At 59.3% G+C, this 11,344-nt stretch carries 12 protein-coding genes; 3 read left to right on the forward strand and 9 right to left on the reverse strand.

Going from position 1 to position 11,344, the window contains the following annotated elements; genetic code table 11:
• The 3 genes from FH975_RS04295 to FH975_RS04305 all read right to left on the reverse strand — a co-directional run.
• Window positions 1-865, reverse strand: an 865-nt coding sequence (locus FH975_RS04295) for a carbohydrate ABC transporter permease (RefSeq protein WP_235928444.1), incomplete at its 3' end; no start/stop codon positions are given.
• Window positions 859-1,797, reverse strand: coding sequence for an ABC transporter permease (locus FH975_RS04300; RefSeq protein ID WP_328821774.1), 939 nt, complete (start codon window positions 1,795-1,797; stop codon window positions 859-861). The genes FH975_RS04295 and FH975_RS04300, both read right to left, overlap by 7 nt.
• 332 nt (window positions 1,798-2,129) lie before the next feature.
• Window positions 2,130-3,812 carry an ABC transporter substrate-binding protein gene (locus tag FH975_RS04305; protein ID WP_235928446.1) on the reverse strand — a complete coding sequence of 561 codons (1,683 nt, stop codon included), beginning with the start codon at window positions 3,810-3,812 and terminating at the stop codon, window positions 2,130-2,132.
• 123 nt (window positions 3,813-3,935) lie between these two features.
• Here FH975_RS04305 and FH975_RS04310 point away from each other — a divergent pair, with 123 nt between their 5' ends.
• Entirely contained in the window at window positions 3,936-4,925 is a 990-nt protein-coding gene (locus FH975_RS04310) for a glycoside hydrolase family 43 protein (RefSeq protein ID WP_162320229.1), read from the forward strand.
• Here the strand turns inward: FH975_RS04310 and FH975_RS04315 are convergent.
• From FH975_RS04315 to FH975_RS04325, 3 genes are all read right to left on the reverse strand, one after another.
• Window positions 4,905-5,888 carry a LacI family DNA-binding transcriptional regulator gene (locus tag FH975_RS04315; protein WP_162320230.1) on the reverse strand — a complete coding sequence of 328 codons (984 nt, stop codon included), beginning with the start codon at window positions 5,886-5,888 and terminating at the stop codon, window positions 4,905-4,907. The two genes, FH975_RS04310 and FH975_RS04315, sit on opposite strands and share 21 nt — an antisense overlap.
• 70 nt (window positions 5,889-5,958) lie before the next feature.
• Window positions 5,959-6,483 carry a DUF3817 domain-containing protein gene (locus FH975_RS04320; RefSeq protein ID WP_162320231.1) on the reverse strand — a complete coding sequence of 175 codons (525 nt, stop codon included), beginning with the start codon at window positions 6,481-6,483 and terminating at the stop codon, window positions 5,959-5,961.
• Window positions 6,480-7,313: an SURF1 family protein gene (locus FH975_RS04325; RefSeq protein WP_162320232.1), complete on the reverse strand. Its 834-nt coding sequence runs from the start codon at window positions 7,311-7,313 to the stop codon at window positions 6,480-6,482. The genes FH975_RS04320 and FH975_RS04325 overlap by 4 nt, the downstream gene beginning before the upstream one ends.
• Window positions 7,314-7,405: 92 nt before the next feature.
• On the opposite strand from FH975_RS04325, the gene FH975_RS04330 reads away from it, so the two are divergent.
• Window positions 7,406-8,050, forward strand: coding sequence for a VOC family protein (locus FH975_RS04330; RefSeq protein WP_162320233.1), 645 nt, complete (start codon window positions 7,406-7,408; stop codon window positions 8,048-8,050).
• A 57-nt stretch (window positions 8,051-8,107) separates the two neighbouring features.
• Here the strand turns inward: FH975_RS04330 and FH975_RS04335 are convergent, their stop codons facing one another.
• The 3 genes from FH975_RS04335 to FH975_RS04345 form a co-directional block, all read right to left on the reverse strand.
• Window positions 8,108-8,422 (reverse strand): lipoprotein intramolecular transacylase Lit, encoded by a 315-nt coding sequence (locus FH975_RS04335; RefSeq protein WP_162320609.1) that lies wholly within the window; start codon window positions 8,420-8,422, stop codon window positions 8,108-8,110.
• Window positions 8,422-9,417 carry a hypothetical protein gene (locus FH975_RS04340; protein WP_162320234.1) on the reverse strand — a complete coding sequence of 332 codons (996 nt, stop codon included), beginning with the start codon at window positions 9,415-9,417 and terminating at the stop codon, window positions 8,422-8,424. Before FH975_RS04340 ends, FH975_RS04335 begins: the two co-directional genes overlap by 1 nt.
• 98 nt (window positions 9,418-9,515) lie before the next feature.
• Window positions 9,516-10,505 (reverse strand): stage II sporulation protein M, encoded by a 990-nt coding sequence (locus tag FH975_RS04345; protein WP_328821775.1) that lies wholly within the window; start codon window positions 10,503-10,505, stop codon window positions 9,516-9,518.
• A 25-nt stretch (window positions 10,506-10,530) separates the two neighbouring features.
• On the opposite strand from FH975_RS04345, the gene FH975_RS04350 reads away from it, so the two are divergent.
• Entirely contained in the window at window positions 10,531-11,343 is an 813-nt protein-coding gene (locus FH975_RS04350) for an RDD family protein (RefSeq protein ID WP_162320235.1), read from the forward strand.
• The last annotated feature ends 1 nt before the right edge of the window (window position 11,344 follow it).

Here is an 11,344-nt window from a genome sequence, read left to right on the forward strand (position 1 = left end):
GGAGCATGGTGACGGCTCGGACGTTGGAGGCGATTTGGGTGGATTCTGCTGATTCGCCGCCGAGTTGTTCGGTGCCGGTGGCTCCTGCGAGGAGGTTTCTGAGGTAGACGGTGACTGGGTAGAGTTCTCGCCGGTCGAGGTAGAGGAAGGCTTGGAACCAGGCGTTCCAGAATTGGACGGCGTAGAACAGGACCATGGTCGCGATGACGGCTTTGGAGAGTGGGATGACCACGCGCCAGAGGATGCCGTAGGTGGTGAGTCCGTCGATGGAGGCGGCTTCTTCGAGTTCGGTGGAGAAGTTTTCGAAGAATGCTTTCATCACTAGCAGGTTGAAGATGCTGATCGCGTTGGGGAGCACGATCGCCCAGATGGTGTTGGTCATTCCGAGGGTGTTGATCAGTACGTAGTTCGGGATGAGTCCGCCGTTGAAGAACATGGTGAACACGGCGACGCCGATGAAGAAGGTCCGGCCTTTGAGGTATTTCTTACTCAGTGCGTAGGCCATGGTGGTGGTGAGGATCATCGCGATCAGGGTCGCGACCACGGTGTAGATGACGGTGTTGGCGTAGTTACGCCAGAACATCGGGTCGGACATGACGACTTCGAAGGTGGTGATGTTGAAGCCACGCGGGATGAGGTTGACTTGTCCGGCGTTGATGAACCCTTCGGAGGAAAAGGACTGAGCGATGATGTTCAGGAACGGGTATAAGGTCACTGCGCAGATCAGGATGATCGCGGTGGCGTTGACGATCCGGAACGCGGTATAAGACTTGGAGTCTTGGATCGCGGTGGTTTTCGTGGGGCGGGAGTCGAAGGTGGTTTTCTTCCCGGGTTTCGTCTCTGGTTCAGCGGCGATGGTCACCATAGTGAGGTCCCCGTCATTCTGCGTGCTGCGTAGTTAGCGGACAGGATCAGGATCAACCCGATAATCGCTTCGAACAGGCCGATCGCGGTGGCGTAGGAGAAGTTCGATGAGGTGATCCCGACCCGGTAGACATAGGTCGCGATGATGTCAGCGGTGGCGTAGGTCAGCGGATCATAGAGCAGGAGTACTTTCTCGAACCCGACGGCCATGAAGGTGCCGACGTTGAGGACCAGTAGCACCACCATGGTGGGGAGCAGTCCTGGGATGGTGACATGCCACATCTGTTGCCACCGGTTCGCGCCATCGATCCGGGCTGCTTCATAGAGTTGCGGGTCGATCGTGGTCAGCGCTGCGAGGTAAAGGATGGTGCCCCATCCGACGGTCTGCCAGACCTCTGAGGTGACATAGACGGTGCGGAACCATTCTGGTAGCTGCATAAACGGGACCGCGTCGCCACCGAAAGCGCCGATGACTTGGTTGATGGTCCCATTGAGGCTGGTGAGCTGGATGACCATGCCCGCAACGATCACAATCGACATGAAATGCGGTAGGTAGCTGATCGATTGGGCGATGCGTTTGAACGTGTTCGAGCGCAGTTCATTGAACATCAACGCCAACACAATCGGTAACGGGAAACACACCGCGAGGGTCAAAGCCCCAAGAATGACCGTGTTTCCGAAAACATCCCAGAACTTCGGGTCATAGATGAACATCTCGATGTAGTGGAAACCGACCCACTCATCACCAAAAATATTCGATCCTGGCCGGAACCGGCGGAACGCGATCACATTCCCCGCCATCGGTAAATACCGGAAAATCAATAAGAAGATCAACGGCGCGATCAACAGGCTATAGAGCCGCCAATCCCGCTTCAGATGATGGGACCACGTATCAGTACGATTCGTGCCCTGATACAGGTCCTTCTTCCGCACCCGGCGAGACTTCCCCCTCCTACCCGAAGAAGAATCCTCACCCGCTAACACCGCAGCAGAACCAGCACCATGACCCGGCGGCTGCCCCACAGGCACCTGAGACGACGCAGTCATACACCCCTCCCGGAATGAACGTGTAGATCTATCGGATATGTGACCTTCGGGAATGTCCGGCCTGGCGATGCGGAGACCGCCAGACCGGACCCTTTCTGTGGATCACACCCGCTAGAAAGGTCTATTGGCCCGTGAAGCTCGCTGGACTGTGTGATCCTCACATCAGCGATGCAAGAGCCCACGAGCTCTGCTCATCGCGGTCCCGTCGAGTCTCTTGTCTACTCTTCGGCGGAGGCATCCTCAATACTCTCCTGAGCGCGTTCGTACGCGTCATTGGCCAGGTCCACAAACTGTTGCATATTTAGACTCTCCAACTCGGAGACGTAGTCATCCCAGTCGTCGAAGGACCGTTGTCCCAGGATGAACTGGGAGGTGGCGGTCTGCACCTGATCAGTCAGTGCGGTGGACCAGAGCCCGACCTGCTCAAGCTCCAAGTCAGTGAAGGGGTGAGCGGGCGTCACAGGAAGTTCTTCCTTATGCATCATGCTCTCCTGCCATTCGATCACCTGCGGCCGGAAGGCCGAGTGCACGAGTTCGGTCGTCGAACCACTGGCGTGCAGGAATGGCTGGTTGTAGAAGCCGTAGTCGCGCAGAAGGTGCTCATCACCGTCAGGGTTGATGTTGTTGACGTCGATGTTCTCGGCGATCTGGATCTCACCGCTGTCGTCGCGTTCGTAGGTCTCTCCCTCAACCCCCCAAGTAGCGAATTCAAGCCCTTCGTCGGAGTAGTACAGCCAGTCAATGAACTGCAACAACGCCAAGAAGTTATCCTGGTCAGCTGTTGAGGATGAGAGCATCATTCCGCTGTCGAAGCGCCCGCCACTGTGGATGTAGTCCCCGTTGCGCCCTCCTGGAATGGGAATGAGGCGAGCCTCGGCACCCTCGGTGCCCAGCTCTTCGAAACCTCGGTGGTAGATCTGGGTCGACTCGTCGTTGCCGCCGATCACAAATGAATCACCGGCTGCGAATTTCTGCTCGGCCATCTGATCGTCCTGAGTCAACGTTTCACTGTCCATCAGGCCCTCATCGACGAGGCCAGCGAAATACTCCAGCAGCTCCCGATAGCCGTCTGAGGCGCCAGCGTAGATAAACTCGTCGGCATCGTGGTCGAAGTACAGGCCCTGACCGTACCCCCAGCCAGCGACGGTATCGAAGTTCGCAGAGGCGATGTTCAGCGTGCTCTGCAGCTCCCAACGGTCAGAGTAGGGCACAACGTCGGGGTACTCCTCTTGCACTACACGCAGCTGCTCTTCCAGCTCATCCCAGGTAGCCGGCGTGTCGAGCCCTAACTCATCCCAAATATCGCCCCGCACCACAACGCTGAAGTGGTAGAACGGATCCTCGAGCAAACCGGGAAGTACATAGGCCTTCCCGTCTTCCTGCCGCTGGGCATCAAACTCTTCCCACAGATCCCACTGATCAAGCTTGTCCGTGAAGTTCGGCATGTAGTCCAGATAGTCACTGATCGGCAACACTGCGCCACCCGAGATGTACGGTACTTCCTGCCCGGGATAAGTCACGGGAATGAAGTCCGGCATATCTCCAGCGCCGATGACAAGCGAACGCCGTTCTTCGAAGTCGCTCAGTGGCGCGTTGACCACCGAGAACGTCACATTGTGCTCTTCTTCTAAGTGTTCGAAGAACATCCAATCGTCGTCGAACCCATGGTCTGGGTTGTTTCGGTAGAGGAGGGAGAAGTCAACCGGCTCCGTCGCCACGAAAGTGTCCCCCACCTCAAAGGACTCCATTGCCCCCTGACCGAGGTCATCTTCATCGATCTCCACAGCATCGGCATCGTCGCCATTACCACATGCAGTGAGCACCAACGCGCCCACTGACAACATGGCAGCAGGCGCCCACAGGCGACGCCGCCGGGGCCTCAGAATTTGGTTATGCGTCATATTCAAAGTTCCTCTCAGTGCGATGTGAACGTCACACCCGCACGCATTCACGAACAAGTGTGATGTTCAGCACAATAATGTTAACGTTCACTTAATGCAAGATCACACAACAAAAGGGGCAGTATGTCCATCGAGCAAACGTCCGGATACCTCCTTGTCCACTTTGTGGAGAGCAGCACAACCCACATGGAGAAAATTTACTTCTCGCGCTCCCAGGGCAACGACCCCACCCGCTGGGAGCGCTTGAATGCCGGTCATGCCGTGCTGGAATCTCACCTGGGCACCGGTGGCGTCCGTGACCCCCACATCGTTCGGAGACGAGACGGTTCCGGATTCACATTGATGGCTACCGATCTCAGAGTCTGGGAGCATGGGCACCACACACCGGAGTCGTGGCGGCACTGGACCAGCAATGGAAGCCGCTCTCTGGTCCTCTGGGACAGCGAGGACCTGGTGACGTGGTCTGCACCCCGCCTCAAAGAGGTGGCCCCGCCGTCAGCGGGGATGGCCTGGGCTCCCAAAGCTATGTACGACACCGTGCACCAGGAGTATCTGGTCTTCTGGTCCTCGCACCTCTATGGCGACGACGACCCCACCCACACCCAGCCCAGCTACAGCCGAATCCTGGCTTCACGCACCGCAGATTTCCACACTTTCTCGACGCCGCAAACGGTTCTCGACACTGGCTCCTCCGTGATCGACATGTGCGCAATAGAAGCCGATGGAAAGGTTCACAGATTCTTCAAAGAGGACTCATTCCGAGAGGACTCCCCAGGGTTGTGTCACGAGGTGGGCGATCATTTCTTCGCGGACGACTTTCTCCGTCTCGCCGAGAACATCGGCAACGATCGTTACCGTCAGGTTGAAGGACCAGTGGTGTTCCCCGATCGCCTCGTCAGCGGGCGCTGGCACCTCATGGTTGATCAGTACATGGATGAGCCTCAGGGCTATGTGGGTCTCTACACGGACCGCATAGCCTCGGGAAACTGGAGCTGGTCCCCGGGTTTCTCCGCACCTGAGAGCACCAAACACGGTTCAGTACTAGCCCTATCCCGCAGCGAGTGGGAGCGACTTGACCACGCATTCGGTCGGTCAGAGTCTTCGAGCCGATGACCGAACAACCAACTCAGGCGCGATGAACCCCTCACCCGGAGGATCACCAGCAGAGATTCTCAGGAGCATGTTCATCGCCGCCCTTCCTGCCTGTTCGAACGGCTGTCGGATCGTTGTCAACGGAGGCATGAAGTATCCGGCAGCGTCGACGTCGTCGTACCCAACGATCGACACATCACCCGGCACACTCAACCCTTCGGTTTCCAAAGCGCGAATTGCACCGAGAGCAATGTAGTCGTTGGCAGCAAAAATTGCTTCCGGGCGGTCCTGACCCAGCAGCTGCTGAGCAGCGACATAACCACTTTCGGCGGTCCAATCAGAACTTCCTACCTGCGCTCCAGCGTGGAGCCCCGACTCGGACAGCAGCTGCCTCCACCCGGTGACTCGCCCTCTGGCGTCATACCAGTCCTCAGGACCAGAAATATGCGCCACATTCCGATGACCCAAGCTCAGTAGATGCTCCACTGCGAGCCGTGCGCCCATCTCCTGGTCAATACCAACGACATTCTGGTGGTCGACCAAGCTCAGACCCGAAGTGACAATCACCACTGGCATCCGCGCTGACAGCTGCCGGGCTGCGTCAGCCAATGTTGGCACTGGAGCAATGACGATGACTGCTTCTACCCCGTGCCCAAGAAAGAAATCCAGGGTGGACTCCACGGTTTTCCGCCGAGCGTCCCGAACAACGCTCAGTGCGGTGGCGAACCCTTCTTTGCGTGCCGCCTCTTCGATGGCCAAAGTTGTTCTATTGGGCCCAAAGGACGCGTCACCGGGGCTGACTACACCTATCAGCCCGGTTTTCCGCGTCTTCAGTGCACGCGCCTGAGAGTTTCGGCGGTACCCCAAATCTCTCATGGCCCGGCGCACCCGTTCTAAAGTGTCGCTCCTGAGCGCCTCTGGTGTGTTGATCGCACGAGAGACTGTCTGATGAGAGACACCAGCCTGCTTCGCTACGTCAATCATCGACGGGGCTCTCCCCCGGCGCTCAATCATCACCCGATCATCGTAGACCACGGCTTCATGGGGCGGACCATCAATACCGCGGCGCAGCCACCTGGCTGCTCTGCAGATCACGATTGACGAAACGAACAACTTTCCGTTCCACAAAGAAGCTGAAGAAGGGCACCAGGCCGCCGCTGATGATCAGAGCCAGCCGTCCCGCGCCCCAGCGCAGCATGTACCAGAGGCGGAAACCGGCCACCAGGTAGACGACGTAGGCGACGCCGTGAGCCTGGGCGATCATTGTTGACGTGGAGCGTGCATCCTGCAGAGACTCAGCAGGATAGAAGCCGATCACATTCGAGGTGCCGTCGACTGTAGTGCCACCGATGTACAACTCAAAACCGTCCCAGAAGGTCCATCCGAACAGGGAGCCGCTGATCAGGATCTTGGCCACCATAATGAGTAGGAAGATGCCGGTGATAATCGCCATCACACGGTAGAACGTCAGTCCGCTGCGAATCTGCGCGGACGTACCGTAGAGCCGTTGGGTGCGTTTCTTCGGCCTTGGCGGAGGGTCACCTAAAGTGACGTCCGTGTTGGCCTGCTGGTCACTCATGTTGTCTCCTCAACGTGCTCGGTCTGCTGCCTCTGCTTCTCCAACTGCTCTGCCCGCCATTGCTCTGCCCACTCGCGGTCCAGGCGTTCCTCCTCGAGCTGACGTTCGTGTGCGTCTTTGACCAGCCGCCACCACAGGTAGAAGGCGAATCCGGCGAAGACGACCCATTCCACAGCGTAGAAGAGGTTGAGCCAGTTGATGTCGCTGCCCTCCGGCTGGGGCCCCACCCAGACCGAGGCTAACGACGACGCGCCCAACGCTTCCTCGCTGAAGTCCACTACGAAACCAGAGTACGAGTCTTCTCCCCAGAGATTGATGAGCTCGGCCACAGAAAGAGTCGGCAACACCGGGTATGGAAGATCTCGGGGACCCGGTCCGGGAGCCTCGGTTGGCAGGAGCCTGCCTTGTAGTGAGAGTTGCCCTTCTGGTGCTGGGGAAAGCCCTTCGTCTATGTCCGCCGTCCAACCCCGCACGACGGGAATCACCTGTTCATCTGGGGCGGCATCAACTCGGAACGCGGCCACTGCCCAGTACCCATCCTCCCCATCCTGGAGACGGTCAGCGATGAGCACGTCAGTCTCCGGAACAAACTCTCCTGTGAGGTTAACTATTCGATCGGCTTCTGGAAGGCCGATCGGGCGTTCAGGTTCATAGATCGCGGTGAGCTCGACAGGAGTCTCAGTGTCCTCGGCATAGCTGTGCTCGGTGCGGGACTGGTCAAACTGCCAGGCTGAGAGGACGACGAACACAGTAGCCAGCACCAGGGAGAGAACCAGCATAGTGATCCACTGTGGTTGGCGGGCAGTCGCCCAGAAGGAAGAAGAGGGCACCACACTAGAATACGCGTGCTCTCGCATGAGTTCTACATCAGGTAGAAATACCCGATTTCGGCTATCCCGTTTCCGGTGTCAGGATAGGTGACATGATGCGACTAGATCACGTCTCTTTTGCTGTGGGTCCAGACGGAATGGATGCCACAGTCAAGCGAATCACTGATGCTTTAGGGGTAGACCGGGTCAAGGGTGGTATCCATCCTCGGTTCGGGACAGCGAATGCGATCATTCCCTTGGCGGATCGACAATACTTAGAAATTGTCGAGGTACTTGACCATCCCAGCGCAAATAAGGCCCCTTTCGGGCAGGCTGTTCGCAATCGATCCCAGATCGGCGGCGGCTGGATGGGTTGGTGCGTCACCGTCGATGACCTTCTCCCCTTCGAAAACAGACTGGGCCGCCGGAGTGTGCCGGGCAACCGCAAGTTCCCCGACAATCAAGAACTCACGTGGCAACAGATCGGGATCAAGGGGCTCATCGCCGACCCGCAGGTTCCGTATCTGCTGCGCTGGGATGATGGCACCGAGCACCTGCACCCGTCACGGGCCTACGAGCCCCAAGCTAAACTCATCAAGCTGTCGATCGCCGGATCTCCGAAGCGAGTAGCTGATTGGTTGGGTTCCCCCGACGCGGATCCCTTCGACAATGTTCAGGTCGATTGGATCGCTCCCTCCGGTACCCCGGGAATTATGAGTGTGACGTTCTCCAGTCCCAATGGAGAAGTCACCATTTAACGGCCGCTGCCGCGCCACCTTGACGGTGGGCGCGGCAGCGTGGCCACTCTGGAGGCGTCAGCTCTCGGCTGCAGCCCTATTGAGTTCATCCTCGAGCTTCGTGCGCTTGCGCTCCTGAATCTCAGCCAGGCGCTCGGCACGACGGGCCCGTCTACGCTTGGTGGGCCAGGTGACCAACAAGGCGATGATGCTGAAGATCAGCAGTAGAGCGGCAACCCAGATTCCGGCGTCAATCCAGAACTGCTCCGGGTAGAGCCTGATCAGCGTGGAATCCGATGGGAAGCTCCAGTTGCCCTGTGGGAAGAACAAATTATGGAACTCGGTGAAGAAGAATTGCCAGTCCACTATTGCCAACACGGCGATCCCGACCATCAGTCCAATCGTGGCCCACGCCCCGGCGAAGAGACTCCGCGGGCCAAGCCCCCGGGACGCCAGGCACGCAGCAGCAGCGCCATCAGCAGGGTCAGCAGCAGAAGCCCCACCCCGATAATCATTGCGTACCAGAGCAGGAACTTCACATCCAGCATGTGGGACACTTCCGCGTCCGTGAACAGAGGCTCACCCTCCGGCGCCAGCTGCGCAAGGTAATTCGAGTTTGCGGCATTGAGCAGGAAGTCCGTGCCGTAGGAGCCGTAGAGCAGCCGATCGCTAAGGTCCCAGCCGCCAGGGTCAGCGGGGAACCCGGGTCGCCAGTAGGTGAACATCAGGAACAGTGGACTCGCCACAAGCCGTAGTGCCAACACTATAAACAACAGCGGCGTGAAGATGGCGATGAGCACAGTGAAGAATCTCGAGACTCCGCGCTTGTCTTTCTCCACCTCCTCCTGCAGCTCATCCTCGTTCGGAGGCGCCACGACCTGTTCGCGGCGTGGGGTATCAGCAGGGTGCTCAGGTGAACGCTGGTGACGCGGTGGCACCGGGGAAGCCGGCGACACAGCAGGTGCGGAGGACCGTTGTGCTGGCTGCTCCTGCGGCAACGCAGTAGTCGGCTGCTCATCAGCTGCTGCTGGCGCGCTCGCTGTGGCGCTCTCAGCAGCTTCGACCCTGTCTCCAGACGTAGCAGTGGGTGCCGCGGCTAGCTCATCAGATAATGAACGCGTTTGGGATTGCTCCGACCTCACCGGAGGGACCACTTCGGTCGGCTGGGCATCCCGCGCCGACTCGTCCTGGTCTGCGGGCGCAGGCACACCCGCAGCAGGGGCTGCTGAGGTGTGCGCGGCGGCGTCGTCGTTCTGAGGAGTCTCCTCCCCAAGATGGTCCTCCGGGAAATCTGGTTCTTCCGAGGCAAAGGCACCGTAGTCCAGACCGGACTCGAATGACTTCTCCTCCGAAGTGCTTTCGCGAGGTTCGTCAGGGTTCTGGCTCATTATTCGCCTCTCCACGCATTACTGGCCTGACTACACAGTAGGGCCCGGACGATCAACTGTGCCGGAACTCGCGCGGCAAGTTGCGCAATTATCTCTGGTCAGGCGGTGAGTTCGTGGTTTCCAGAGTCATATCGCCCCAGGTCACCGGTGACCCCAGCGGCAGAGGCGCGCGAGCCGAGGACGAACGTGTAGGTCCAGTACCCGGCGAGAACCGCAACGCCAATGCCGATACGGAGCCAATCTGGCCAGGGTGCGGGCGTGACGAAGCCCTCGACAACGCCGGAGATGAGCAGCACCAGGCAGAGCCCCAGAGCGACGGTGATGAGCCTGCGGGCCTCCTCTGCTACTGAGGTGAGGCGCTTCTTCTGCCCCGGAGCGATCCACGCCCAGAAGATCCTCAATCCCGCCGCCGCGGCGACAAACACCGCAGTGAGCTCCATCAGGCCGTGAGGGAGGATGTTCACCCAGAAATCGGCGGCAGCGTCCTGTTCGTACATCACACCCGCGGCGATGCCCACGTTAACGCCGTTGACACCCAGGATCCAGACCGGCCAGACGCCCGTAATGCCGAAGGCGACGCACTGGGCCGCTATCCAGGCGTTATTCGTCCAGACTTGGGAGGCGAAGGCGGAACTTGGGTGTTCGGAGTAGTAGTTGACGAAGTCCTGTTCGGCATACGACTCTCTGGCTGCCTCTGGCATGATCAAGTCGATTTGGGGGTGGTGGTACACCCACCACCCGGAAGCAGCTCCGAGGCCAACGAACAGTGTCCCAATGATCAGCGTCAGCCAGCGCAACCGGTAGAAGGCCACCGGCAGTCCCTGGGAGAAGAAGTAGGCGATCGCGACGAAGACGTTCTCGCCGGTGCCCGTCAGCTGCGAGCGCGCTCGGCCAATTCCTGCTGAGAGTCTGGCCGCTACGGGTGAATCAGGCTCAACGGCCTGAATCATGGACAGGTGGGTGGACGCGCGTTGGTAGAGCACGAGCATTTCGTCGGCTTCTGCGGCGGATAGCCGCCGCTTCGACGCGAGGGTATGCAGTCGGTCCCATTGCGGCTTGTGCACGGCAACAAACGCATCGATGTCCACGGGTCCCACACTATATGGTTGGAGCATGCGCCACGTGGTCACCGGTGAAGCAGTCGCCCTCGAACTCGCCTCTGTGTCTCTGATTACCCGGGGCGCGTCTCTGTTGGTTGATCTGGTGATCTATTGGACGGCTCTGGTGCTCGCTTTTGTCGCGCTGGGTTTCACCGGCGCCGGACTGGGAGTCAACGAAGCAGCCGTAGCGGCCGTAAGCCTCGCCACGGTCATCGGGTTTCTGGTCATCGTCCCAATTGCTGTCGAGACGCTGACACGAGGGCGTTCAGTGGGCAAACTCATCTTCGGGATCCGCCTCGTGCGCGACGATGGCGGCGGAGTGCGCTTCCGGCATTGTTTGATCCGTGGCCTAGCGGGCTTCGCCGAAATCTATTTGACCCTCGGGTTGCTTCCGCTGCTTACCGGAGTGTTCACCGAGCGTGGTAAACGTCTGGGAGATGTCATGGCCGGCACCTACGCCATCAGAGCCCGCCACCCGAGCGTGCGGCCCATGATGCTCCCCGTACCGCCCAATATGGCGGCCTGGGCGCAGATCGCCGACATCGGCCGGGTGCCCGACGACCTCGCCGCCCGCACTTCGCGTCTGCTGGGCACGGTGCAGGCAGGTGGTCAGAAGGTGGACAGTGAGGCGATTACCGCAGTCGGCGACCGGCTCGCCTCGGAGGTCGTCACATGCGTGGCCCCGGCGCCCCCCACTACTTCTTCAGTGGAATTCCTATCCGCAGTGATGGCGGAGCGCAGAAACCGCGAGTATCAACGGCTGCGCATCAAGCAGACCCGGGCTGAGAATCTGCACCGGCGCATTCACACTTTGCCGTACTCGTAGA

Source organism: Nesterenkonia haasae, from assembly GCF_010119385.1.
GTDB classification, from domain to species: Bacteria; Actinomycetota; Actinomycetes; order Actinomycetales; family Micrococcaceae; genus Nesterenkonia; species Nesterenkonia haasae.